General features: G+C 63.6%; 26 protein-coding genes, 1 tRNA gene and 1 riboswitch. Of the genes, 21 read left to right on the top strand and 6 right to left on the bottom strand.

Going from position 1 to position 24,535, the window contains the following annotated elements:
* Window positions 1–280 precede the first annotated feature (280 nt).
* From proS to EN949_RS16730, 4 genes are all read left to right on the top strand, one after another.
* The gene (gene proS, locus EN949_RS16745) at window positions 281–1,609 is read left to right on the top strand and encodes a proline--tRNA ligase (RefSeq protein WP_013531107.1); all 1,329 of its coding nucleotides are present in this window, start codon (window positions 281–283) and stop codon (window positions 1,607–1,609) included.
* Window positions 1,606–2,892: a lipoprotein-releasing ABC transporter permease subunit gene (locus EN949_RS16740; protein WP_013531108.1), complete on the top strand. Its 1,287-nt coding sequence runs from the start codon at window positions 1,606–1,608 to the stop codon at window positions 2,890–2,892. The genes proS and EN949_RS16740 overlap by 4 nt, the downstream gene beginning before the upstream one ends.
* On the top strand, window positions 2,889–3,572 hold the full coding sequence (locus EN949_RS16735) for an ABC transporter ATP-binding protein (RefSeq protein ID WP_027160544.1): 684 nt from the start codon (window positions 2,889–2,891) through the stop codon (window positions 3,570–3,572). Before EN949_RS16740 ends, EN949_RS16735 begins: the two co-directional genes overlap by 4 nt.
* 520 nt (window positions 3,573–4,092) lie before the next feature.
* The gene (locus EN949_RS16730; RefSeq protein WP_127367168.1) at window positions 4,093–5,343 is read left to right on the top strand and encodes a site-2 protease family protein; all 1,251 of its coding nucleotides are present in this window, start codon (window positions 4,093–4,095) and stop codon (window positions 5,341–5,343) included.
* A gap of 20 nt (window positions 5,344–5,363) precedes the next feature.
* Here the strand turns inward: EN949_RS16730 and lipB are convergent, their stop codons facing one another.
* Window positions 5,364–6,107 carry a lipoyl(octanoyl) transferase LipB gene (gene lipB, locus EN949_RS16725; protein WP_027160542.1) on the bottom strand — a complete coding sequence of 248 codons (744 nt, stop codon included), beginning with the start codon at window positions 6,105–6,107 and terminating at the stop codon, window positions 5,364–5,366.
* Between the two features lie 234 nt (window positions 6,108–6,341).
* Between lipB and EN949_RS16720 the strand changes: the two genes are divergently transcribed.
* From EN949_RS16720 to EN949_RS16710, 3 genes are all read left to right on the top strand, one after another.
* Window positions 6,342–6,426, top strand: a tRNA-Leu gene (locus tag EN949_RS16720).
* Between the two features lie 189 nt (window positions 6,427–6,615).
* Window positions 6,616–8,034, top strand: coding sequence for a magnesium transporter (gene mgtE / locus EN949_RS16715; protein ID WP_013531112.1), 1,419 nt, complete (start codon window positions 6,616–6,618; stop codon window positions 8,032–8,034).
* A gap of 157 nt (window positions 8,035–8,191) precedes the next feature.
* Window positions 8,192–8,578, top strand: a complete 387-nt coding sequence (locus EN949_RS16710; RefSeq protein WP_013531113.1) for a MerR family DNA-binding transcriptional regulator — start codon at window positions 8,192–8,194, stop codon at window positions 8,576–8,578.
* A gap of 85 nt (window positions 8,579–8,663) precedes the next feature.
* Here the strand turns inward: EN949_RS16710 and EN949_RS16705 are convergent, their stop codons facing one another.
* Together EN949_RS16705 and EN949_RS16700 are read right to left on the bottom strand one after the other, a co-directional pair.
* A complete protein-coding gene (locus tag EN949_RS16705; protein ID WP_013531114.1) occupies window positions 8,664–9,140 on the bottom strand; it encodes an isoprenylcysteine carboxylmethyltransferase family protein in 477 nt (158 codons plus the stop codon).
* Window positions 9,137–10,135 carry a DUF1624 domain-containing protein gene (locus tag EN949_RS16700; RefSeq protein ID WP_127366988.1) on the bottom strand — a complete coding sequence of 333 codons (999 nt, stop codon included), beginning with the start codon at window positions 10,133–10,135 and terminating at the stop codon, window positions 9,137–9,139. Before EN949_RS16700 ends, EN949_RS16705 begins: the two co-directional genes overlap by 4 nt.
* Before the next feature lie 223 nt (window positions 10,136–10,358).
* Here EN949_RS16700 and EN949_RS16695 point away from each other — a divergent pair, with 223 nt between their 5' ends.
* From EN949_RS16695 to cobO, 5 genes are all read left to right on the top strand, one after another.
* Window positions 10,359–11,558, top strand: coding sequence for an MFS transporter (locus EN949_RS16695; RefSeq protein WP_013531116.1), 1,200 nt, complete (start codon window positions 10,359–10,361; stop codon window positions 11,556–11,558).
* A gap of 65 nt (window positions 11,559–11,623) precedes the next feature.
* Window positions 11,624–11,820, top strand: a riboswitch (cobalamin riboswitch).
* 35 nt (window positions 11,821–11,855) lie between these two features.
* Window positions 11,856–12,035, top strand: a complete 180-nt coding sequence (locus tag EN949_RS16690) for a CbtB domain-containing protein (RefSeq protein ID WP_013531117.1) — start codon at window positions 11,856–11,858, stop codon at window positions 12,033–12,035.
* A gap of 15 nt (window positions 12,036–12,050) precedes the next feature.
* Window positions 12,051–12,821: a CbtA family protein gene (locus EN949_RS16685; protein ID WP_127366379.1), complete on the top strand. Its 771-nt coding sequence runs from the start codon at window positions 12,051–12,053 to the stop codon at window positions 12,819–12,821.
* On the top strand, window positions 12,814–13,329 hold the full coding sequence (gene cobU / locus EN949_RS16680; RefSeq protein ID WP_127366380.1) for a bifunctional adenosylcobinamide kinase/adenosylcobinamide-phosphate guanylyltransferase: 516 nt from the start codon (window positions 12,814–12,816) through the stop codon (window positions 13,327–13,329). Before EN949_RS16685 ends, cobU begins: the two co-directional genes overlap by 8 nt.
* Window position 13,330: 1 nt before the next feature.
* Window positions 13,331–13,945 (top strand): cob(I)yrinic acid a,c-diamide adenosyltransferase, encoded by a 615-nt coding sequence (gene cobO, locus EN949_RS16675; protein ID WP_013531120.1) that lies wholly within the window; start codon window positions 13,331–13,333, stop codon window positions 13,943–13,945.
* Between the two features lie 36 nt (window positions 13,946–13,981).
* Here cobO and cbiB read toward each other — a convergent pair whose 3' ends face one another.
* On the bottom strand, window positions 13,982–14,953 hold the full coding sequence (gene cbiB, locus EN949_RS16670) for an adenosylcobinamide-phosphate synthase CbiB (RefSeq protein ID WP_013531121.1): 972 nt from the start codon (window positions 14,951–14,953) through the stop codon (window positions 13,982–13,984).
* On the opposite strand from cbiB, the gene cobD reads away from it, so the two are divergent.
* Together cobD and EN949_RS16660 are read left to right on the top strand one after the other, a co-directional pair.
* A complete protein-coding gene (gene cobD / locus EN949_RS16665) occupies window positions 14,952–16,001 on the top strand; it encodes a threonine-phosphate decarboxylase CobD (protein WP_127366381.1) in 1,050 nt (349 codons plus the stop codon). The genes cbiB and cobD overlap by 2 nt on opposite strands.
* Entirely contained in the window at window positions 15,998–16,507 is a 510-nt protein-coding gene (locus EN949_RS16660) for a tyrosine phosphatase family protein (protein WP_063168226.1), read from the top strand. The genes cobD and EN949_RS16660 overlap by 4 nt, the downstream gene beginning before the upstream one ends.
* Before the next feature lie 103 nt (window positions 16,508–16,610).
* Here the strand turns inward: EN949_RS16660 and EN949_RS16655 are convergent, their stop codons facing one another.
* Both EN949_RS16655 and EN949_RS16650 read right to left on the bottom strand, forming a co-directional pair.
* Window positions 16,611–17,414 carry a creatininase family protein gene (locus EN949_RS16655; protein ID WP_127366382.1) on the bottom strand — a complete coding sequence of 268 codons (804 nt, stop codon included), beginning with the start codon at window positions 17,412–17,414 and terminating at the stop codon, window positions 16,611–16,613.
* Between the two features lie 54 nt (window positions 17,415–17,468).
* Window positions 17,469–17,852: a RidA family protein gene (locus EN949_RS16650; protein WP_013531125.1), complete on the bottom strand. Its 384-nt coding sequence runs from the start codon at window positions 17,850–17,852 to the stop codon at window positions 17,469–17,471.
* A gap of 264 nt (window positions 17,853–18,116) precedes the next feature.
* Here EN949_RS16650 and EN949_RS16645 point away from each other — a divergent pair, with 264 nt between their 5' ends.
* The 7 genes from EN949_RS16645 to EN949_RS16615 all read left to right on the top strand — a co-directional run.
* A complete protein-coding gene (locus EN949_RS16645; RefSeq protein WP_013531126.1) occupies window positions 18,117–19,121 on the top strand; it encodes an ABC transporter substrate-binding protein in 1,005 nt (334 codons plus the stop codon).
* A gap of 11 nt (window positions 19,122–19,132) precedes the next feature.
* Window positions 19,133–19,960 (top strand): ABC transporter ATP-binding protein, encoded by an 828-nt coding sequence (locus EN949_RS16640; RefSeq protein WP_127366383.1) that lies wholly within the window; start codon window positions 19,133–19,135, stop codon window positions 19,958–19,960.
* Complete coding sequence (locus tag EN949_RS16635; protein WP_013531128.1) at window positions 19,947–20,798, top strand: ABC transporter permease; 852 nt, start codon at window positions 19,947–19,949, stop codon at window positions 20,796–20,798. The genes EN949_RS16640 and EN949_RS16635 overlap by 14 nt, the downstream gene beginning before the upstream one ends.
* A gap of 3 nt (window positions 20,799–20,801) precedes the next feature.
* Complete coding sequence (locus tag EN949_RS16630) at window positions 20,802–22,103, top strand: cytosine deaminase (protein WP_013531129.1); 1,302 nt, start codon at window positions 20,802–20,804, stop codon at window positions 22,101–22,103.
* Complete coding sequence (locus EN949_RS16625) at window positions 22,103–23,506, top strand: FAD-binding oxidoreductase (protein ID WP_013531130.1); 1,404 nt, start codon at window positions 22,103–22,105, stop codon at window positions 23,504–23,506. Before EN949_RS16630 ends, EN949_RS16625 begins: the two co-directional genes overlap by 1 nt.
* The gene (locus tag EN949_RS16620) at window positions 23,506–24,087 is read left to right on the top strand and encodes an NAD(P)H-dependent oxidoreductase (protein WP_063170260.1); all 582 of its coding nucleotides are present in this window, start codon (window positions 23,506–23,508) and stop codon (window positions 24,085–24,087) included. Before EN949_RS16625 ends, EN949_RS16620 begins: the two co-directional genes overlap by 1 nt.
* A partial coding sequence (locus EN949_RS16615; protein ID WP_164782506.1) for an NAD(P)H-dependent oxidoreductase occupies window positions 24,087–24,535 on the top strand: 449 nt, incomplete at its 3' end. The genes EN949_RS16620 and EN949_RS16615, both read left to right, overlap by 1 nt.

The following is a 24,535-nucleotide window of genomic DNA, read 5'->3' as shown; positions in this document are numbered from 1 at the left end:
GTGCTGCACTGCACAATAGTGTGGCAGGCGTTGCTTGGCGAACGATCACCAAGACGCGCACAGTGACCGGGAGGGCTTGCAGCGCCATGGGTCTTCTGGACGGGGGAACGGCGGTGCGACGCTTCTGATCCCGGCTACCCATGTTTTTTGGAAATCGATTCCGCTTTTCGGGCCGAAGCGTCCGGGTTCCCATTCCGCCTTGAAATGGCTATGAAGCCGGGTCAAGCAAGCCAAAGTCGCGCCGATTCTGACGCGGCCCTCCTCACTCACGGACCTGCCCATGCGTTTGTCGCGCTATTTCCTGCCTATCCTCAAAGAAAATCCGCGCGAGGCCGAGATCGTCTCGCACCGGCTGATGCTGCGCGCCGGCATGATCCGCCAGCAGGGGCAGGGCAGTTTCTCGTGGCTGCCGCTCGGCAAGCGGGTGCTGGACAAGGTATGCCGCATCATCCGCGAGGAGCAGGATCGCGCCGGTGCGCTGGAAATCCTGATGCCGACCATCCAGTCGGCCGATCTGTGGCGCGAAAGCGGCCGCTATGACGACTACGGCAAGGAGATGCTGCGCATCAAGGACCGGCAGGACCGCGACATGCTCTACGGCCCGACCAATGAGGAAGTGGTCACCGAGATCGTCCGCGCCTATGTGAAGTCCTACAAGGACCTGCCGCTCAATCTCTACCACATCCAGTGGAAGTTCCGCGACGAAGTGCGGCCGCGCTTCGGCGTCATGCGGTCGCGCGAGTTCCTGATGAAGGACGCCTATTCCTTCGATCTCGACTTCGAAGGCGCCAGGGCGGCCTACAACAGGATGTTCGTGTCCTATCTCCGGACTTTTACGCGCATGGGGCTGCAGGCAATACCGATGCGGGCCGACACCGGGCCGATCGGCGGCGATCTCAGCCATGAATTCATCATCCTGGCCGACACCGGCGAGAGCCAGGTCTACTGCCACCGCGACTATCTTGCGCTCGATGTGCCCGGTGCCAACACCGATTTTGCCAACGACGCCGAGATCGCCGACATCGTCAAAACATGGACGACGCCCTACGCCGCCACCGACGAGATGCATGACGAGGCGGCGTGGGAGAAGATCGGCGAGAGCGACAAGGTTTCGGCGCGCGGCATCGAGGTCGGCCACATCTTCCATTTCGGCGACAAATATTCCAAGCCCATGGGCGCCAAGGTGACCGGACCCGACGGCAAGGATCATTTCGTCTCCGGCGGCTCCTACGGCATCGGTCCGTCGCGGCTGGTCGCGGCGATCATCGAAGCCAGCCATGACGACAACGGCATCATCTGGCCGGAGGCGGTGGCGCCGTTCGACATCGGGCTGATCAACATGAAGGCGGGCGACGCCGAGTGCGACGGCGTCTGCGACGAACTGCATGCCGCTTTCGTCGCCGCCGGCAAGGACGTGCTCTACGACGACACCGACCAGCGGCCCGGCGGCAAGTTCGCCACCGCCGACCTGATAGGCCTTCCCTGGCAAGTGATCGTCGGACCGCGCGGTGTCGCCGCCGGCGAGATCGAGATCAAGAACCGCAAGACCGGCGAGCGCGAGACGCTGCCGATCGCGGATGCGAAGAAGCGCTTCGGTGTCGCCGCATGAGCGAGGCGGTGGCGGCAAGATCGGTCGGCGCCGGACCCTTTTCCATCTTCGAGCGCATGGTCGCCTGGCGCTATCTGCGCTCGCGGCGCAAGGAGACGGTGATCTCGGTGATCGCCTCGATCTCGTTCCTCGGCATCATGCTGGGCGTCGCCACGCTGATCGTGGTCATGGCGGTGATGAACGGTTTCAGGGCGGAGCTTTTGACGCGCATCCTCGGCGTCAACGGTCACCTGATCGTGCAGCCGCTCGATTCGCCGCTGGAGGACTATGCGCAGGTCGCCAGCCGCATCAACGGTGTAGCAGGCGTTAAATACGCCATCCCGCTGATCGATGGCCAGGTGCTTGCGCAAGGCAATGTCGGCGGCGGAACCGGAGCGCTGGTTCGCGGCATACGCGGCGAGGATCTGAGCAAGATCGCCATCGTTGCCAGCAACATCAAGCAGGGCTCGATCGCCGATTTCGACTCTGGCGAGGGCGTTGCCATCGGCAAGCGCATGGCTGAGAATCTCGGCCTAACGCTTGGCGATACCATCACCTTGATTTCGCCCGACGGCGACGTGACGCCGATCGGCACCACGCCGCGCATGAAGGGCTACAAGATCGCGGCGATCTTCGAAGTCGGCATGTCCGAATATGACACGTCCATCGTCTACATGCCGTTTTCCGAAGCGCAGCTTTATTTCAACATGGACGGGCGGGCGCAAACGATCGAGATCTATGTCGACAATCCAGACGATGTCGATGCGCTGAAACCGAAAGTGGAGGCGGCGGCGCAGCGGCCGATCGACATGGTCGATTGGCGCCAGCGCAACGAGACCTTCTTCTCCGCGCTGCAGGTCGAACGCAACGTCATGTTCATGATCCTGACGCTGATCGTGCTGGTGGCGGCGCTGAACATCATCTCCGGCCTGATCATGCTGGTGAAGGACAAGGGCCACGACATCGCCATCCTGCGCACTATGGGGGCGTCGCGCGGCGCCATCCTGCGCATCTTCCTGATGACGGGTGCGGCGATCGGCGTGACCGGCACGCTTGCCGGTGTGCTGCTCGGCGTACTGATCTGCACCAACATCGAATCGATCCGCCAGTTCTTCTCGTGGATGACCGGTAAGGTGCTGTTCAATCCTGAACTCTATTTCCTCAGCCAGTTGCCGGCGAAGATGGATCCGCGCGAGACGACCTATGTCGTCCTGATGGCGCTCGGCCTGTCCTTCCTGGCAACGGTGTTTCCGGCATGGCGCGCCGCGCGTCTCGATCCGGTCGAAGCCTTGAGGTACGAATAGTGGCCGAGGTCATTATCGAGCTGAAGAGCGTCGAGCGGCACTACGTCCAGGGACCGCGAAAGCTCACCATTCTCAATGGTGCGGACTTCTCGCTGAAGCGCGGCGAGATGGTGGCGCTGGTGGCGCCGTCTGGCACCGGCAAGTCGACGCTGCTGCACACCGCCGGCCTGCTGGAGCGTCCCGACGCCGGCGACGTCATCCTGGCCGGCCGCGCCTGCGGGCGGCTGTCCGACGACGAGCGCACGGCGATCCGCCGCAACGATGTCGGCTTCGTCTACCAGTTCCATCATCTGCTGCCGGAATTCTCGGCGCTGGAAAACATAATGATGCCGCAGCTCATCAAGGGGCTCAGCCGCAAGGACGCGGCCGAGCGCGCGGCGCAGCTGCTCGATTACATGCAGATCGGCAAACGCGCGGCGCACCGGCCGTCCGAGCTCTCCGGCGGCGAACAGCAGCGCGTCGCCATTGCGCGTGCGGTCGCCAATGCGCCGCTGGTACTGCTGGCGGACGAGCCGACCGGCAATCTCGACCCGGTCACCGCGTCCTATGTGTTCGAGGCGCTGGCGGCGCTGGTCAAACAATCGGGCCTCGCGGCGCTGATCGCCACCCACAATCACGAGCTGGCATCGCGCATGGACCGGCGCGTCACGTTGGCCGACGGTAAAGTGGTGCCGCTCTAGGGCACCGCGATACTGGGGGGAGGCCGGCCTGCGAAAGGCGGCTTCCTGCGCTTCCCGTTCTACCCCGTCGCGGTAGAACGGTGCTCACGTACCCAAAAGTACGCTCCGCTCCGGTTCTCGAAATCCACCATTCTCGGCTCGACCTGACCCCAGTCTCGTCGTGCCCTGGTCGGCGCCGGGCAACCGTCGTTCGCCCGTCAACCTTTTCTTAACCCTGCCGATCTGATCGCCCGGAAATTCGGACACGGCCGGATTGTGTCCGTTGACTTTGAAACAAAATTAGAACAAAATACGAACATATCAACAACAGGAGAGAGTTATGACCGATCTGGTTCAGGATGTCATCTCACTGGTTTGCATGAGCACCTTTCTCGTCTCCATGGCGATCTGGATTGGAGCCATGTGATTCGGCGGCGTTCGCCGCCGCTGTTCCTACGCCGTCGAAGACGGTTCCGCCGTTAAGCCTTTCTTGCCCGTCGCAACGTTAGGGTGACCTGACAAGACAGGGAGCAACGTCCAGGTGTCGCCCATCGTCACGGCCATTCTGGTGGCCAGCAATCTCGGGCTGATCTTTCTGTTGATGACGGTGCCGCTTGGTTTGCGCACGGTCCGGCTGACCCGTCTGGTGGCGATGGATCGGCAGCGCCTCTGGCAGGCGCTGTGGCCGCTCGGCAGCGATGCCGGCTGGTCCGGTGAGATCCTGTCCGCCGAGGCCCCGGACGGCGAGGGCGTGGCCCGCATCACGCTGTCCTGGGAAGGTCGCGACGGCAAGCCGATCGAACGCAAGTCGCGGTTTGAAGACGTCGTCGAAGGCAGCCGCTTCTCGATACGTGTCATCGAGGATACGGCACTCGACGCTTCGTTCTGGAAGGATTTTCGCGAAACCGCCGAACTCGTTTCGGAAGGCAACAGCACGCGGGTGACGCTCAGCCAGACCGATCGCTATCGCGGCGTTGCCTTCCTGGTGTTCCGCTATTTCGCCCTGCGCCGCGAACTCTCCAAGCTGCAGCGCTGGGCGCGGACCGGAAAGTATCGCAAGGGCGGCTGGTTCGAGCATCCGCTCAGTCAGGTCGGCTTTGCCGGGCTTTCGGCGCTGATCCTGTGGCCATTCTTCGGCCTTCACTTCGGCGGTCTGGCACTGGCCGCGATCCTCACATCGGTGGTCGCCCTGCATGAGCTTGGCCATATGGCAGCGTTCCGGCTGATGGGCCACAACCGTGCACGGATGATCTTCATTCCGCTGCTCGGCGGCATCGCCATTGGCGGGCGGCCCTATGACAGCCGTTTCGAAGTGGCTTTCGTGGCATTGATGGGCGCCGGCTTCTCGGCCTTCCTGGTGCCGATCGCCATCGCCGCAAGCACCTTTGCCGGCGCGGAAGGTCACCGGCTGGCGGCGGCCCTGCTGGCGACGCTGGCGGGCTTCGCCGCACTGTTCAACATCGCCAATCTGGTGCCGGTGTGGAAGTTCGACGGCGGCCAGGTGCTGCGCCAGATCTGTCCGGGACCGGTCGCGCTGGCGCTGGCTTCCTTCTTCCTGCTCTCGGCTTTGCTGGCCGTGGGTTGGCAGGCCGGCTTTTCCGCCACCTTCCTGCTCGCGACGGGAGCGGTGTTTTCGCTCCTCAGCCTGCTGACGATGAGCAGTGGGGTGAAGCCGCGTCACGAGCTGAAGCCGATCCGTACCATCGACCGGCTGGCCATGGCGGCGGCGTTGCTGGCGGTGTTCGCCATCCATGGCTATGGCGTGTTGTGGGCCTCTGCCCAACTGATTTGAGCCGTACCGGATCCGGAAGATCAGCCGGCTTTGCGCTCGGCTTCGACAGGCAACGCCGTGGCGGGACCGAACACATCCTCGAAGGCGGATTTCAACGCCAAGTCAAGATCGGCCATGGTCAGGGGAAGGCCTAGGTCGACGAGGCTGGTGACGCCGTGGTCCTGCACGCCGCAAGGCACGATGCCGCTGAAATGGTCGAGATCGGGCTCGACATTGATGGCGATGCCGTGAAAACTCACCCAGCGCCGCAGCCGGATGCCTATGGCCGCGATCTTGTCCTCCGCCGGCGAGCCGTCCGGCAGAGCAGGGCGATCCGGCCGCACGACCCAGACGCCGACCCGGTCCTCGCGGCGCTCGCCCCGCACATTGAAAGCGGCAAGCGTGCCGATGATCCACTGTTCGAGCGCCGCGACGAAGGCGCGGACATCCTCGCGCCGCCGCTTCAGGTCGAGCATGACGTAAGCGACCCGCTGGCCCGGCCCATGATAGGTGTATTCGCCGCCGCGTCCGGCCGCGAAGACCGGGAAGCGGCTGGCGTCGATCAGATCCTCGCCACGGGCGCTGGTGCCGGCCGTGTAGAGCGGCGGGTGTTCGACCAACCAGACCATTTCGCCGGCAGCGCCGCTGCGGATCGCCTCGGCGCGCGCCTCCATGAAGGCAAGTGCCTCGGGATAGGCGGTAAGGCCGGGCTCGATCAGCCATTCGACCGGTGCCGAGCCGGGAAGCGGCAGGAACGACGTGGCGATCTGGCTGCGTTCGGTCATGGCGTATCGTCTTTTCGTTTGTCCATGGCGCGCCCAAAAACGCCTCGCACCTTTGGGCGACATCAACTTGCCTTCCATATGGCGATATCAGGCGCAAACGTCCAGTTCCGGCGCTGCGTTCGGGCCCTGTGGAGCATTATGTCAATCGCCTGACATTATTGCTTGCCGTGCACTTGTTTCACCGGAAACGATTTGCTACACGCCGCGAGCCGGTCGGTTCCGGCTCTACCACGTGCGGTCGTGGCGGAATTGGTAGACGCGCAGCGTTGAGGTCGCTGTGGGGCAACCCGTGGAAGTTCGAGTCTTCTCGACCGCACCATTCTCTTCCCATAATCCGATTTGTGCCGGTCTCGCCCGCTGCGGGCCGGACGCATTTCGTTGATATTCCCGCACTTTACGCCACTTTCTTTTTGAGCGTCGGATTCTCCAAAACCGGTTTCCCCTTTTGGGTCCGATGCTCTAGACCTGATTTGCACCTTTTCCGGGATTCTTGTGGCGGGAGGCGCTGGTGGAAGGCGAGCACGAACGGACGACCGGCGCCGGGGCCGCCGAGGACAACCACGCCGACATCTATGGCGAGGACGGCGCCGTGCTTTCGTCCTTCCTGGCGCGGATCGGCGCGGCGATCGCCGACCGCGACACGCTGACCCTCAAGCATGAAGTCGACGACCTGCACCAGTCGGAGCTCGGCGATCTGCTCGAGGCGCTGCATCCCGAACAGCGCCGCGCGCTGGTCGAACTCCTGGGCGCCGATTTCGACTTTTCCTCGCTGACGGAGGTCGACGAGGCGATCCGTATGGAGATCGTCGACAATCTGCCCAATGCGCAGATCGCGCAGGCGGTGCAGGAGCTCGATTCCGACGACGCCGTCTACATTCTCGAGGATCTCGACCAGGAAGACCAGGACGAGATCCTGTCGCAACTGCCGTTCACCGAGCGGATCAGGCTGCGCCGCTCGCTCGATTATCCCGAAGAGACGGCCGGCCGCCGCATGCAGACCGAGTTCGTCGCGGTTCCGCCGTTCTGGACGATCGGCCAGACCATCGACTACATGCGCGAGGACAACAATCTTCCCGAGCGCTTCAGCCAGATCTTCGTCATCGATCCGAGCTTCAAGCTGCTCGGCGCTATCGACCTCGACCAGATCCTGCGCACCAAGCGTTCGGTCAAGGTCGAGGAGGTGATGCACGAGACGCGGCACGCCATTCCGGCCACCATGGACCAGGAAGAGGCGGCGCGGGAATTCGAGCAGTACGATCTTTTGTCGGCCGCGGTCGTCGACGAGAACGAACGGCTGGTTGGCGTTCTGACCATCGACGATGTCGTCGACGTCATCCAGCAGGAGGCCGAGGAAGATCTGATGCGCATGGGCGGCGTCGGCGACGAAGAGCTTTCCGACAGCATCTTTTCGACCTCGCGCTCACGCGTTCCGTGGCTGCTGATCAACCTTCTGACCGCGTTCCTGGCGGCGTCGGTGATCAGCCTGTTCGACCGCACGATCGAACACATCGTGGCACTGGCGGTGCTGATGCCGATCGTCGCGGGCATGGGCGGCAATGCCGGCTCGCAAACCATGACCGTCACCGTGCGGGCGTTGGCGACCAGGGATCTCGACATCTACAATGCCGGCCGCATCATTCGCCGCGAGATGGGTGTCGGCTTCATCAACGGCATCGTCTTCGCCATCCTGATCGGCATCGTCGCGGCAGCCTGGTTCCGTGATCCCAATCTGGGCGGGATCATCGCGGCGGCGATGATCATCAACATGTTCGTGGCCGCCCTGGCCGGCATCCTGATCCCGCTGCTGCTCGATCGTTTCAAGGTCGATCCGGCGGTCGCTTCGGCGGTCTTCGTCACCACGGTTACCGACGTCGTCGGTTTCTTTGCATTTCTCGGCATTGCCACGTGGTGGTTCGGCGTGCCCTGAAGGCACGCCTTTTGGCTCAATTGACTTTTACGTAAATGCCGTGCGAGGCTCGCGCGGGGCGCCATGTCGATTCCGGCATGGCATGGGTTTTGGTTCGGGACAGAAGGGTGACGCCGCGATGGCGATCGCCCCGGTGTTTCGGCGTGTGGGAGTGGCAATGCGAGAATATTATTCGATCACCGAGTTGACCCGCGAGTTCGACGTGTCGACGCGGACGCTGCGCTTTTATGAGGACGAAGGGCTGGTGCAGCCGGTGCGGCGCGGCCGCACGCGGCTGTTTCGCCCCTCCGACCGGCAGCTCATTCGCCAGATCATGCGCGGCAAAAGGCTTGGCTTCTCGATCAACGAGATTCGCGAAATCATCCAGATGTACAAGGAGCCGCCCGGCGAAGTCGGCCAGCTCAACCTGATGATCAAGCGCATCGAGGAAAAGCGCGAGGATCTCCGGCAGAAACGCCGCGACCTCGAGGAGACGCTGGCTGAACTCGACCAGGCCGAGGAGTCTTGTGTGGAGCGGCTGGTGGAGCTTGGCGTGAATACCTAGGCAGAGAGTTTGAGGGACAGCGCCCCCTCTCTCCTGCCGGACATCTCCCCCACGAGGGGGGGAGATTGGCCGCTTGAAAGCCAGCTCAAATCCAGCGGCGCACGCGTTTGGCGTAGTCGCGGTATTTCTTGCCGAATTTTGCTGCCAGCACCTTTTCCTCGCCTTCGATCGCCACCTTCTGCGTGGCATAGGCGGCGATGAACGCCAGTGGCAGGAACCACACGATGCCCGAGACAAAGGCGACGCCGATCAACAGCAGCGTGTTGGCCAGATACATCGGATTGCGGGTGACGCCGAAGGGACCCGTGGTGACCAGGTGATCGGGTACAGCGTTGGGGTTGAGCGTGGTCTTGGCCCGGATCATGGTGCGGATCGCGGTGAACCAGAGTGCGGCGACGGCAAACAGCGCCACCCAGCCGGCCGCGAACAGGATATCGCCCAGCAGGTCGCCGATCCAGGGCAGGGGATAGAGCAGGCCCAGTGCGATGCTGATGGCGATGGCGGCGATGTAGATCAGCGGCGGCCACGGTATGAGCCCCGGCTTCGGCTGGTTCTCGGTCATTCGGCCCCTCCCTCCATCAACTTGCTGTCGGTCTTGACGGTGCACATGCCGGCGAGATCGGACAAATGCGCTTTCCACTCCGCAGTCTGATCGTTGTTGTAGAGCCTATCAAGCGTGGACTCGCCCTCGAGCGTATCGAGCATGCAGACACAGTAGCTCGTACAGAACTCGGTGTCGCGCGACTGCTCGCAGGACAGCTGACAGGTTTTGAGGAAATTCACCTGCGGGGTTTCGACCTGCGCCGGCATGATCTGCGAGAACAGCCAGACGCAGCCGATCAGCAGCGGCTGATGGATCAAATAGAAAGCCAGGCTGTGCCGGCCGATGAAGACCAGCGGGTTGGCCAAGCGACCGGGCGCCAGATTGGCAAGCCTGGCAAGCAGGCCGGCACCTGCGGCGAGTTTCGTCACCGCGATGCCCGCAAGTACCGCGCCGAACCACGGAAACAGCGGAACGTAGTCGTTGGAGCGCGGATTGATCGCCGACAGGCCGACCCACCACAGCCATGGGTGATCGAAGGCCTCGAAGCGCAGATAGACGGGGGCGGCGATAACGACCGCGGCGACGACAAGCGTCAGCAGCGCCGGCAGGCGCAGGAAGGCGAGACCGAGCAGGCTGGCCAGCGCGATCTCGTGCAAGATGCCGAAGAAGATGAAGCCGTCCGGAGTGGCTATGCGGGTGACGACCGAAATCGCGATCGCGGCTCCGGCGACCATGGCGAACCGCTTCCAGAAGCCGTTCCAGCGGATTTGTCGGCCGTGGGCGAGATACAGGCTGACGCCGACCAGGAACAGGAAGGTCGAGGCGATGCAGCGCGCGTAGATCTTCCACCAGCCGAAGGCGGTCAGGCCGGGATCGGTGTAGCCGAAGAACTCCAGATCCCAGGTGAAATGGTAGCTTGCCATGGCGATCAGCGCGATGCCGCGCACGATGTCGATGGCGACGATGCGCTTTGGTCGATCCTGAACGGGTGCGGTCGGCGTTTGGATGCTCATGGTCTCGCATTCTGATTCAGCCCCGCTGGAGGACTATCACGGTTGCCCGGGACAAAAGAAGACCGGCAACCCTGCCGATAGCGCCGGATCAGCCGCGGCATTGGGCCAGTGCCGGAAAGCCTTTGGCCGGCTTCGCTTTTGCCGGATGCACGTCGGTTTCCTCTTATTGGCGCTGAGGTCGCCACGGCAGATTTGACCCGGTGAATCTGCTTCGGGGAAAGCAATGTCCACCCATGTGCGCCATCCGATCTGGCTACCGGCCCTCAAGGCCGCGGACGCGCGCACCTTCGCTTCGCTCTATGCGGTCGAATCCTTCGCCCGCGCCACGGTGTCGAGCGTCATCCCGATCCAGGCCTATGAGATCCTGCACAACGAGCAGATCGTCTCGATCCTCTACACCGTCGTGGCGATGCTCGGCCTGTCGGTGACATTGTTCATGCCGATGCTGATCCGCCGCTTTGCCCGGCGCTGGGTCTACACGGCGGGCGCCTGCCTGCTGGCCATCGGCTCGCTGTTCTTCGTCACCGACACGCTTGCCGGGCAACTGGCCGGCATGCTGTGCCGGGTGATGGGCGCCAGCGCGCTGTCGATCACGCTCAACCTCTACATCATGGACCACATCCGCAAGACCGACTTCATGCAGGCCGAATCGCTGCGCATGGCGTGGTCGATGCTGGCCTGGACCGGTGGGCCGACGCTCGGCATCTTCCTCTACACGCGCTTCGGCGTCTATGCCGCGCATGGCGCGGTGGCCGTGTTCGCGTTAGCCCTGCTGGCATTGTTCTGGACCTACCGGCTCGGCGACAACCCGTCGATCCGTCCCGGCAAGACGCGACCAGCCAATCCGCTCGCCAATATCGGCCGCTTCATCGCCCAGCCCAGGCTCAGGCTGGCCTGGCTGATCGCGTTTGGGCGCTCCTGTTTCTGGACGACGTTCTTCGTCTATGGGCCGCTGTTCATGGTCATTACGGGTGAGGGCAAGCTGGCCGGCGGCCTGCTGGTTTCGGCCGGCAACGCGCTTTTGTTCATGGCGATTTTCTGGGGCAAGGCGGGAAAGCGCTTTGGCGGCCGCAGGACCATGACATTTGCCTATTTCGCCATGTCGGTCGCGCTTCTGGCGGCGGGCTTCGTCGGCGAAACCGTGCCGCTGCTCACCGGCGCCTTCCTGCTCTGCGGCGCCTTCTTCACCATTGCACTCGACGCGCTCGGCTCGACCGCCTTCATGCGCTCGGTGCGCTCCTATGAAAGATCGCAGATGGCGGCGGTCTATCGCACCTATCTCGACTTTTCCGAGCTGACGCCGCCGCTGGTCTATTCGGTGGTGCTGGCCTTCTTCGGCCTGGGCTCGGTGTTCGTCACGCTCGGCCTGCTGGCGGCGGTCTGCGGCTTCGTGACTTGGCGCTATCTGCCGAAATCGCTTTGACCTTCATGGCGCATTCGCAACGGTCGCCGGCGGAATTTGGTTTGCCGGACGCGAGGATTCTGCCTATAGTCGCCGGTGTCGCCGGTTCCATTTTGGAGCCAAGAGGGAATGCGGTAAGGGCGGATTTCGCCCAATGCCGTGGCTGCCCCCGCAACTGTGTGCGGTAGTCCTCTCCATATGCCACTGAAGATTTTTCTTCGGGAAGGTGGGGAAGGACGCTGATCCGTGAGCCAGGAGACCTGCCGGCGACAGGAAACTGACTTCGATGCCCTCGGGTGGAGGGCGAAAGGACAAGACATGACTACCGCTTCCGTCTCCCTCGGCGCTTCCGTCTCCTCGCAGTCGCGCTTCATGCAGCTCGCGCTTGCCGCGCTGCTCGGCATTTTCGTGATGGGCTTTGTCGGCTTCTCGCATATCGATGCGGTCCACAATGCGGCTCACGACTATCGCCATTCGATGGCATTTCCCTGCCACTGACGAGGGGCTGACATCATGAACCTGTTTCGCAACGTCGTGTTCATCGCGGCGATCGCAGGGCTCGTGGCCGGCGTCGTTCTTGCCTGCGTGCAGGCCTATGCGACCGTGCCGCTGATCCTGAAGGCGGAAGTCTACGAACAGGCGGGCGGCGGGCATCACCATGACCATGCCGCTCCGGCAGCAGCGAATAGCAATGCCATGAGCGCAGCCGCTCCGGCCCCTGCCGAAGCGACTGCTGCGGCGGAAGACGAGGGCTGGGCGCCGGCAGACGGTTTCGAGCGTTTCGCCTTCAGCGTGCTTGCCAACATCGTCACCGGCATCGGCTTCGGATTGATCCTGGTCGCGGTTTCCGAATTCGCCGGCGGTATCGGTGGTTGGCGCCAGGGCGTGTTCTGGGGCTTGGCCGGCTTTGCCGTGTTCACGCTGGCGCCGGGCCTCGGCCTGCCGCCGGAACTGCCGGCCATGCCGGCCGCCGATCTCACCCAGCGCCAGATCTGGTGGTGGGCAACGGTGGCGGCAACCGCTGCCGGTCTCGGCCTGATCGCGTTCCGCAAGTCGCTGCCGCTGGCGATCCTTGCCGTCCTTTTGATCGTCGCACCGCATGTTGTCGGGGCACCGCAGCCCGACAGTTACGAGACGGCGATTCCGGAAGGGCTGCATCACCAGTTCGTGGTGGCGGTGACCGTGACCAATCTGGTGTTCTGGCTGGTGCTCGGCGCGGTTGTCGGCGTGGTGCGCGGCCGCTTCACCGGCACCGCGACCAGCCTGCGCGACAGCTTTGCCTGATCGCAAGACACTGACCTTCCTCATCGGCGGTGCGCGCTCCGGCAAGAGCGCGCGCGCCGAAATTTTGGCGACCGCCTTGCCGCCGCCCTGGACCTATATCGCCACGGCGCAAGCCTATGATGACGAGATGCGTGAGCGCATCGCGTTGCACCGGTCGCGGCGCGGCGAAGGCTGGACGACCATCGACGCACCGCTCGACCTCGCCGACGCGCTTGCCGCCTTGCCGGACGATCGGCCGGTGCTTGTCGACTGCCTGACGCTGTGGCTGACCAACCATATGCTGGCCGAACACGATCTGGACCTTGAATGCCGGCGATTGGCGGACGTGCTGTCGCGGCCGCGCGGACCCTGGTTCGTGGTGTCCAATGAAGTCGGCCAAGGCATCGTGCCGGACAATGCACTGGCGCGCCGCTTTCGCGATGCCGCCGGCCGGCTCAACCAGCAGGTCGCGGCGATTGCCGATACGGTGCTGCTGATGGTGGCGGGGCTGCCGCTCAAGGTGAAATGATATGACCGATATCGACAATAAGGATGAAGAGCGCCACCGCGCCAAGATGGCCAAGCGCAAGGCGGTGCAGGATGCCGAGGTGGCGAGCAAGACGGTCGAGAAGGGATTGCTCATCGTCAACACCGGCCCGGGCAAAGGCAAGACCACGGCCGCCTTCGGGCTGGCGCTGCGGATGCTCGGCTACGGCAAGCGCGTCGGTGTCGTCCAGTTCATCAAGGGCAAGTGGCACACCGGCGAGAAGGACGCCTTCGCCGCCTTCGGCGACCGTGTCGTGTGGCACGCGATGGGCGAGGGGTTCACCTGGGAAACCCAGGATCTGAAGCGCGACATCGCTGCCGCCGAAGCCGCCTGGGCCAAGGTGCTCGAACTGATGGCCGATCCGTCGATCAGCCTGCTGGTGCTCGACGAATTGAACATTGCGCTGCGCTACGACTATCTCGATCTCGACAGAGTGGTTGGCGCGCTAAAAGCGCGGCGCGAGGGCCTGCATGTCGTTGTCACCGGCCGCAACGCCAAGCCGGCGCTGGTCGAGGCCGCAGACCTCGTCACCGAAATGAGCGTGACCAAGCATCATTTTTCCGCCGGCGTGAAAGCGCAGCAGGGGATCGAGTTCTGAGTGTTCCTCAACCTCCCCAGACGGGGGAGGGTGAGGTTAGGTCACAACGATGACAACGACCGAAACCAACCCGAACAGAGCGATCAGCAGATAGTCGGCGACGCGATAGAGTTTCAGCGCCTGCCTGATGTCGAGGCTGTCGGCTTCACGCCGCCCACCTTCGCCCATGAAGACGTCGTCGACCAGCACGCCGCCATAGAAGCGCGGGCCGGCGAGCGCCAGGCCGAGCGCACCGGCCATCGCCGCTTCCGGCCAGCCGGCATTGGGCGAGCGGTGTTTTTTCGCGTCGCGCCGCACCGCATGCCAGGCTTTTTTCGCATCAGCGCCTTTGACGAAGAACGCCGCCAGCACGATCAGAAGCGCCGTCAGCCGCGACGCCGGCAGGTTGATCCAATCGTCAAAGCGCGCCGCCGCCCAGCCGAACGCCTCGTGGCGCGGGGTGCGGTGGCCGATCATCGAATCGGCGGTGTTGGCGGCCTTGTAGGCGGCGCCGCCGGCCAGGCCGCCGACGCCGGTCCAGAAGGCGGGGGCGACGATGCCGTCGGAAAAGTTCTCGGCCAGGCTCTCGATCGCCGCGCGGCAGACACCGGCCCTGTCGAGCGTTTCAGGGTCGCGACCGACGATCCGCGAAACGGCAAGGCGGGCCAAAGCAAGGCCGCCGGTGTCGAGGGCGTCAGCCACCGCCTCGACATGCTCATAGAGGCTCCTCTGCGACAGCAGCGACGTTGCCAGAAGGGCCGTGATGACCAGGCCCATGGGAACGAACCAGAACAGGATCTGTACGCTGAGGCCGATCACCGCCGACACCAGCACGATGACCAGCAGCGCCTGGACACCGCGCTTGCGACGCAGCGCGTCGGGATCAGTGGCGCGGTTGAGCCTGCGGTCGAGAAAGGATATCAGCCTGCCGAACCACGTCACCGGATGGCCGATGGCGCGAAACAGCCAGTCGGGATAACCGAGGGCGAATTCGACGACCAATGACAGGAAAGCGATCAGGACTGACATGAAGCTTCTTAATGGGGCGGTTGTGGACCATGGTGGAAGTCTTGGCCGCGCGAGGGTGCTTTTCCCCAACGCCCTGCTGCCTTTCGTCGACCTCTCGACCGGTATCAATCCGCACTCCTACCCGCTTTTCGACCTGCCCGCCACCTCGCTGTCGCGGTTGCCGGAAGCCGCGCGCACACGCGACCTGACAGAGATCGCGGCCAGTACTTACGGCGCGCCGTCGCCAGCCAACGTCGTGGCGGCGCCGGGCACGCAGATCCTGTTGCCGCGCGTTGCGTCGCTCATTTCGCCCGGCAAGGCATTGGTGCTGGGTCCGACCTACGCCGAACATGCCCGCGCTGCCGCGATCGCCGGGCACCAGGTGGCGGAGGTCGATAATTTCGAAGCGTTGGCGGACGCCGACCTCGTCATCATCGTCAATCCGAACAATCCGGATGGACGTGTCATAGAGCGCGACCGGTTGCTGGCTCTGGCCGCCGGATTGCGCGCCAAGGGCGGACTGCTGGTCGTCGACGAGGCGTTCATGGATGTCGGCCCGCGTCAGCACAGCCTCGCGGGCGATGTCGGTCAGGGCGGCCTCGTCGTGCTGCGCTCGTTCGGCAAGTTCTTTGGCCTGGCCGGGCTGCGGCTCGGCTTTGCACTTTCCGATACTGCGACGGTCGACCGGCTGGATACGCAGTTCGGACCATGGGCCGTCGCCGGCCCGGCGCTGGAATATGGCGTCCGCGCGCTTGCCGACATCGGGTGGCAGGACGTGATGCGGGCGTCGTTGGCCGGTGAATCGGCGCGTCTCGATGCGCTTTTCGGCCGCTTCGGCGTTCCTGTTGCGGGCGGAACCACACTGTATCGTTTCCTCAGTCTGACCAATGCCGCCGATTTGTTTGCAGCGCTCGGCGAGCGCGGCATCCTGCTTCGCCATTTTGCCGACCGGCCTGACGTTCTGCGCACCGGCCTGCCGGGCAGTGAGGAGGAATGGCAGCGGCTCGAATCCGCACTTGCCGAATGGGCGTCGCGGCGCAAGCATCAATCGAAGGGTTCAAAACAATGATCCATGTCTGCTCGCTGGCAAAGATCGAGGAAACGGTGGCCAGGACCGGCGCCGACCGCATGCTTTCGCTGCTCGCCGCCGGAACGGAGGTGGTGCGGCCGGCCTCGATCTCGAGGGAAAACCACCTGCATCTGGTCATGCACGACATCGCGGTGGCGCAGGACGGCATGACCATGCCGGGCGAAGACCATGTCCGCAATCTGCTCGATTTCGCGCGCCGGTGGGACCGGGCAAGGCCGATGCTCGTGCATTGCTATGCCGGCATCAGCCGCTCGACGGCTTCGGCCTATATCATCGCGGCAGCACTGGCGCCGAAGCGTGACGAGGCCGAATTGGCGCGGACGCTGCGGGCGCTGTCGCCTTCGGCAACGCCCAATCCGCGACTGATCGCCGTGGCCGATGCGTTGCTTGAGCGCAACGGCCGCATGGTCGAGGCGATCGAATCGATCGGGCGCGGCGCGGACGCCTTTGAAGGCACGCCCTTTGCGCTGAGGATCGACAGCTAGCTTTGCCCCCATATCGTTGTTCGTCTGATCCGCCTCCTCCATCGCCTCGTTTGTTCAAGAGGATCTGGAATAGCGATGACAGCGCTTGCCACTGGTTTGGAGGCTACGTCAACCACTCCGCGAGCTTCGCCTTGCGCACATCTTGCAGCAGGCTGATGAAGCCGTCGGCCTGATATTCTGCCGTCAGCCGGCCCTTCTCCGCCGTCGCGATGCTGGCGTCGCCGACGACGCCGTTCGGGTTGAGATCGCTGGCGATCCAGGCGAAGGCGTGGGTGCCGGTGTGGCGCAGCAGCGAAAATTCCTTTTCGGCCTTGGCGACATTGGAAACGAAATTGTCTGATTTGCCCATGTCCACGAGGTCCGGCCGGAAATGCAGCATCAGCGAGGTCTCGACATCGCCGCCATGGATGCCGTGACGGTCCTCCAGTTCGGTATACATGCCGGCCGGACGGCCAAAACGCTGCCAGCTGGTCTTCACCGCCAGCATCTTTTCGCGCACGCGCAATTCGCGCGTGACGATGCCCATGATCTCCTCGTTGCCGCCATGCGAATTGACCACGATCAGCTTGCGCACACCGGCGCGCGCGATCGACAGGCCAAGCTCGGTCCAGGCTTCGATCAGCGTGGTTGCCGGCAGAGTGAGGGTGCCCGGCGCATGCAGGTGTTCGTTGGACTTGCCCACGGCCTGCACCGGCAGGATGCGGATGTCGAGATCGTCGGGCAGACGCGAAATGACCGTGTCGAGCATGCCGCTCATGATCGACATGTCGGTCGAAACAGGCAGATGCGGCCCATGCTGCTCGATCGCCGCCACTGGCAGCACGGCGATGGTCGCCTCGGGATCGATCGAGGCGTATTCGGTGGTCCGGTAGTCGCCCCACCACACGCGTCTTTTGGGTACGGTCATGTCATGCCTCTTCAATGGTCAGGCAGACCTAGCGCGGGACGGGCGGCCTGTCGATCACCCCGCCGCGATGGCCTCGATTTCGACCTTGAATTCGGGCCGGGCAAAGCCGGAAACGATCATCAATGTCGACGCTGGCGCGGGGCTCGAAAACAGCCGGTCGCGGACGTCCATATAGGGCCGCAGATGCGCGCGGTCGGTGACATAGGCGTTGATGCGCACGATATCCCTGAGACCCAGGCCGGCTTCGCCGAGAACCGCCGCGATGTTTTGAAAGCAGAGTTCGGCCTGCGCTCCGGCGTCTTCGGGAATCAGGTCGTCGGCGGTGATGGCGACCTGGCCCGAGCACAGCACAAGCCGCTTGCCGGCCGGCACCTCGACGCCGTGACTATAGCGGGCAAAGGGCGGCTTGATGGACTTCGGGGTGAGGAATTTGAACATGGCAATCTCCTGGATGCCGCCACCTAAAGCCGGACTCATTACACCTTCAAGATGGCGGTGCATGTTGCCCGGGCGATTGTGGACAGCCGTTCAAAAAATAGGCACGATGCCTTCCGTACAGCATGACCCGTTCGCGCTTGGCATGGCAACGTCTTTCAAGCGGGCGGTCCCGGCGCCAGACGCCGGTGGCATGTGTCTTGCTTCTTGAATCTTTGGTGTCGAGCCTGGCGCGTGGCGCGCCGGAGCAAACAGAGGGTGGTGTCGATGTACGGAAAACAGAAGATCTCGGTGGCGGTTGTGGCCCTGCTTGCAGCCAGCACGCTGGGTGCGGCTGCGAATGAGAAAGTCACCTTCGGCACCAACTGGTTGGCCGAGCCGGAACATGGCGGATATTACCAGTCCGTGGCGGACGGCACCTACGCCGCCTGCGGCCTCGACGTCACCATCATGCAGGGCGGTCCGCAAGTCAGCGGCCGGCCGATGCTGCTGGCCGGCAAGATCGATTTCTACATGGGCGGCAATCTGCTGTCGGCCTTCGATGCGGTCCAGCAAGGCATACCGATGCGCGTGGTGGCGGCGGATTTCCAGAAGGACCCGCAGGTCATCATGTCCCACCCCGGCGAGGGGCTCGACAAATGGGAGGACCTGAAGAACGCCGACCAGTACATATTGGGCGACGAGGGCGTGCAGACCTTCTTCCAGTGGATGGTCATCGAACTCGGCTTCGACGCCTCCAAACGCGCGCCCTACACCTACAACACCGCTCCCTTCCTCGCCAACAAGAAGTCGATCCAGCAGGGCTACGTCACCTCAGAGCCGTTCGCGGTCCAGAAGGAAGGCGGCTTCGTGCCGAACCAGTTCCTGCTCGCCGACTATGGCTGGGACACTTATTCGACGACGATCGAGGTGATGCAGGACACGATCGACAAGAAGCCGGAGGTGGTCCAGTGCTTCGTCGATGGCTCGGCCAAGGGCTGGTACAAATATCTCTACGGCGACAACAAAGCCGCCAACGACATGATCAAGAAAGACAATCCCGACATGAGCGACGAGCAGATCGCGTTCTCGATCGAGCAGATGAAGAAGTTCGGCCTGGCCGATTCCGGCGACACCGAAAAGCTCGGCATTGGCGCCATGACCGACGCGCGGATCAAGAGTTTCTACGACAAGATGGTAAAGGCCAAGGTCACGCCAGCCGGCATCGACATCAAGAAGGCCTACACGCTGACCTTCATCAACAAAGGCGTCGGGCTCGAGCTGAAGAAATAGGCCGCCCCGGAATGATAAGGGAAAAAGTGGCGCAAGCGCCGGCTGCGTCGGGTGCGGTCCCGACGCTCCTGGCGCTGAAGGGCGTCGGCAAGGTGTTCTCCAACGGCGTGACGGCGCTCAGCGACGTCGACCTGACCATCCGGGAAGGCGATTTCGTCAGCCTGCTCGGGCCGTCGGGTTGCGGCAAGTCGACGGCGCTGCGGCTGATCGCCGGCCTGTCGACGCCAACTTCCGGCGTGCTCGATTGGCGCGGTGGCGGCTCGCTCGACCGCTCGAACATCGGCTTCGTCTTCCAGGAGCCGACGCTGCTGCCTTGGGCCAATGTTTTCGACAATGTCTGGCTACCGCTTCGGCTGAAAGGCATTTCGCGCGCCAAGGCGACACCGGCGGTAACGGAGATGTTGGCGCGGGTTCACCTGACCGGCTTCGAAAACGCAGTGCCGCGCGAACTGTCAGGCGGCATGAAGATGCGCGTATCCATAGCGCGCGCCATGGTGACCAAACCGCGCGTGCTGCTGATGGACGAACCGTTCGCGGCACTCGACGAGATCACCCGCTTCAAGCTCAACAACGATCTCCTGGAACTGTGGCAGGACGAACGGTTCACCGTCGTCTTCGTCACCCACAGTGTCTTCGAAAGCGTGTTCCTGTCCAACCGCGTCGTCGTCATGGCGGCGCGGCCGGGCAGGGTGTTCGACGAACTCGCCATCGAGGCCTCCTATCCGCGCGACGAGGCGTTTCGCACCTCGCCAGACTATGCGGCACTGTGCCGTCAGGCCTCCGACGTGCTGGTCAAGGCCATCAACTCAACAGCAGGCGCGCATTATGACGGCCATTGACGAGCGGATGCTCCAACTCGATCCCGAGGAAGCACGCCGCGTGCGCCAGGCGCGGTTCGAACGGATCGGCCGCTGGGTGCTGCCGCTGGCGATCATGATCCTGGCGATCTGGCTGTGGGATCGCATCTGCGTGTGGAACGAGATCCCGCAATACATCCTGCCGCGTCCCGGCGTGGTGCTGTGGACGCTCTACAACGATGCCGGCCTGCTGTTTTCCTCGCTGCTGGTCACCTTGCGCATCACCTTTCTCAGCTTGGCTCTGGCGGTCATAGGCGGGGTCGGGCTGGCGGTGCTGTTCGCGCAGTCGAAATGGGTCGAGATGTCGTTCTTCCCCTTCGCCATCGTGCTGCAGGTGACGCCGATCGTGGCGATCTTTCCGCTGATCAACATCTATGTGAACGACCAGACGACCAAGCTTCTGCTGTGCGCCTGGATCGTCGCCTTCTTTCCGATCCTGTCCAACACCACGCTTGGCCTCAACTCCGTCGACCGCAATCTGCGCGATATGTTCAAGCTCAACGGCGCGACGCGCTGGCAGCAATTGCGCTATCTCAGGCTGCCGGCGGCGATGCCCTATTTCCTCGGCGGGTTGAAGATCGCCGGCGGCCTGTCGCTGATCGGCGCCGTGGTGGCCGAGTTCGTTGCCGGTACCACCGGCCAGTCGTCCGGCCTTGCCTCGCGCATCATCGAGGCCGGCTACCGGCTCAACGCGCCGCGGCTGTTCGCGGCGCTGTTCCTGATCTCGCTGACCGGCATTTTGATCTTCCTCGTGCTGTCGCTGATATCGCATCTCATCTTGCGGCGCTGGCATGAAAGCGCGCTGAAGCAGGAGCGCTAGGCCTTGATTCCCAACACTGGTTCATACCGGCTTACCAACGTCAGGCTTCACGCGTCCCTGACACCGGGGCTCGCTGCTGTCCCCGATAGCGATGGCTTCGCGCTTGCCGACGTCACTGTCGCCGACGGCAAGATTTCCAACATCGCCGCGCATGGCCGATTGAAAGCGTCTGCCGACGCCGTCGATCTCGGCGGTCGCATCGTGCTGCCGTGCTTCGTCGACTGCCACACGCATATCGACAAGGGCCATATCTGGCCGCGAAAGCCCAATCCCGACGGCACGTTCATGGGCGCGCTGAATGCCGCCGATGCCGATCGTGTGGCACGCTGGAGCGCCGAGGATTTGGCGCGGCGGATGGATTTCTCGCTGCGCTGCGCCTACGCCCATGGCACAAGGGCGCTGCGCACCCACATCGACAGCGTCGCGCCGCAGGAGGAAATCTCCTGGCCGGCGTTCGAGGCGATGCGCGAGGAATGGCGCGGCCGCATCGAGTTGCAGGGCGCCTGCCTGCTCGGCGTCGAAGGCGTGCGCAACAAAAAGTGGTTCGACAGGCTGGCAAAGAGGGTTGCCGCGGCAAAGGGCGTGCTCGGTGTCGTCACCTATATGGCGCCGGACCTCGAAGAGCTGCTCGATCACGTCTTCGCGCAGGCCATCAAGCATGGCCTCGATCTCGATTTCCATGCCGACGAGACCAACGACATTTCCGCCATATCGCTGAAGAAGATCGCCGAGGCCGCTCTGTGGAACGGTTTCGAAGGAAAGATCCTCGTCGGCCATTGCTGCTCGCTGGCGCGCCAGCCGGATCTCGACGTGCTCGACACGCTGGACAAGGTGGCGAAAGCGGGGCTCGCCGTCGTCTCGCTGCCGATGTGCAATCTCTATCTGCAGGACCGGCGCGCCGACGGCACCACGCCACGCTGGCGTGGCGTGACGCTGCTGCACGAGATGAAGGCGAGGGGCATTCCGGTGGCGGTTGCTTCCGACAACACGCGTGATCCCTTCTATGCCTATGGCGATCTCGACATGCTGGAGGTCTACCGCATGGCGACGCGCATCCTGCATTTCGATCATCCGGTCGCCGACTGGCCGCAAGCGGTCACCGCGACGCCGGCCAAGGTGATGCGGTTTGATGGCTTCGGCACGCTGGCTGCCGGCGGTGATGCCGATTTCATCGTGTTCAAAGGCCGAAGCTGGACGGAATTGCTGTCGCGGCCCGAATCGGATCGCATCGTGGTGCGCGGCGGCAAGGCGATCGACCGCCAATTGCCAGATTATGCCGAACTCGACGAACTGATGGTGGAATGATGGATGTTTCGGCGCTCAAACGCGATCTCGAAGGCCTGAAGGTCGACGACAATCCGGCCATCGTCCAGCAGAAGAGCCGTGACTTCTACTGGTACAGCCCGGTGCTGAAGCAGCAGCTCGACCATGTCACCGGCGACCTGATCGTGACGCCGAAGAACGAGGCCGAACTGATCCGCGTGCTTGCCGCCAGTCATCGTCATGGCGTGCCGGTGACACCGCGCGGCAGCGGCACCGGTAATTACGGCCAGGCGATGCCGCTCTCCGGCGGCGTCGTGCTCAACCTTGCCGAGATGAACGAGATCAAGTCGATCGCTCCGGGTCGCGTCGTGACCGGGCCGGGGGCGATCCTGGCCGATATCGACAAGGCAACGCGGGCGCATTCCGGGCAGGAACTGCGGCTATCGCCCTCCACCTACAACACAGCCTCGATTGGCGGCTTCATCGCCGGCGGTTCGGGCGGCATCGGCTCGATCAATTTCGGCGGGTTGCGCGATTTCGGCAATGTGCTTCGGCTGCGCGTGGTGACCATGGAGGCCGAGCCGAAAGCGCTCGAGCTCACCGGCGCGGATCTGCACAAGGTGACCCATGCCTACGGCACCAACGGCATCATATCGGAAGTCGAGATGCCGCTGACCGCGGCGTATGACTGGATCGACGTCATTGTCGGCTTCGACGCTTTCATGGATGCGGCCCGCTATGGCAATGCGCTGGCCTGTCAGGATGGCATCCTGACCAAGCTGATCACGCCGATAGCGGCACCCGTGCCGCAGCTCTATTTCAAGCGGCACCAGAAATTCCTGAGCGACGGGCAGAGCATTTGCGTCGTCATGGTGGCGCAGCATGGGCTGGACGCTTTTCTTGCCTTCACCCGGCGTGCCGGCGGCGAGGTGATCTACAATGCGGCCACGGCGACGCCGGATGAGAAAAAAGGCCTGCCGCCGGCCTATGAATTGGCTTGGAACCACACCACGCTGAGGGCGCTGCGCGTCGACCCTTCGATCACCTATCTGCAGTCGCTCTATCCCTTTCCCAACCAGCTGGCGCTTGTCGAGAAGATGGATGCGATGTTTCCGGGCGAGGTTTTCTCGCATCTCGAATTCGTGCGGCTGGACGGCAACATTACCTGCTTCGGCCTGCCGCTGGTCAAGTTCACGACCGAAGCGCGGCTCGACGAGATCGTGCGCCTGCATGAAGCGAACGGTTGCCCGATCTTCAACCCGCATCGCTACACGCTGGAAGAGGGCGGCATGAAGCAGACCGACGCGGTGCAACTCGCCTTCAAGCGCCAGACCGATCCGCAAGGGCTCCTCAACCCCGGCAAGATGATCGCCTGGGAGAACCCGGACTACGACTACCGTTCCGGGCGGACTTTTTTGTTCAGGGGGCTGCAGAAGGTAGGATGATGAACATCCTCGTCCTCTACGCCCATCCGGTCGAGACCAGCTTCAATGCCGGCCTGCACCGGATGATCGTCGAGCGCCTGACGGCGGCGGGCCATACGGTCGACGACTGCGATCTCTATGCCGAGGGTTTCGATCCGCGACTGACGCGCCAGGAGCGGCTGGACTACCACAACCCACGTGGCCCCGCCGACGCTGTCGCGCCTTATGTCGAGCGCCTGCTGCGCGCCGATGCGCTGGTGCTTTCCTATCCCGTCTGGAACTATGGCTTTCCAGCGATCCTGAAAGGCTTTTTCGATCGCGTGTTCTTGCCCGGCGTGTCGTTCAAATTGGTCGACGGCAAGGCGCAGCCGTCGCTGCACAACATTCGCAAGGTTGCGGCGGTGACCACCTACGGCGGCAGCCGGTTCCGCGCCCTGCTGATGGGCGATCCGCCGCGCAGGCTGATCAAGCGGATGCTGCGCGCCACCGTCAAACCGGGCGCGCCGGTGACCTACCTCGCGCACTACGCGATGAACCTGTCTACCGACGGCTCGCGCAAGGCTTTCACGACCAAGGTCGCGGCCCGCATGGATGAGTTCTGATGCGCGCACTGGTGGTCTACTGCCATCCGGTACCCGAGAGCTTTTGCGCCGCCATCCGCGACACTGCCATCGACGTGCTGATGCGACGAGGCTGGGAGGTGCGGCTGCTCGACCTCTATGCGGAGAAATTCGACCCGGTGATGGGCTGCGACGAGCGGCGCTCCTACAATGACCAGGCGCCGCAGGACCCGGCACTGAAGCCGCATTTCGAACTGCTCAACTGGGCCGAAGCGATCCTGTTCGTCTATCCGACCTGGTGGTACGGACTGCCGGCGATGCTGAAGGGCTGGCTCGACCGGGTGTGGGCGACGGACGTCGCCTTCAAGCTGCCGACCGGCAAGGGACGGATCAAGTCGCTGATGACGCATGTAACCAAGGTCGGCGTCATCACCACCTGCGGCGCGCCGACCTGGTGGAGCGTCGTCGTCGGCCAGCCGGGACGCAAGAC

Source organism: Mesorhizobium sp. M7A.F.Ca.US.007.01.2.1, assembly GCF_003998165.1.
Classification (GTDB): Bacteria; Pseudomonadota; Alphaproteobacteria; order Rhizobiales; family Rhizobiaceae; genus Mesorhizobium; species Mesorhizobium ciceri.
Note: the sequence above shows the minus strand (reverse complement) of the source record. Positions and strands in the feature narration are given on the sequence as shown.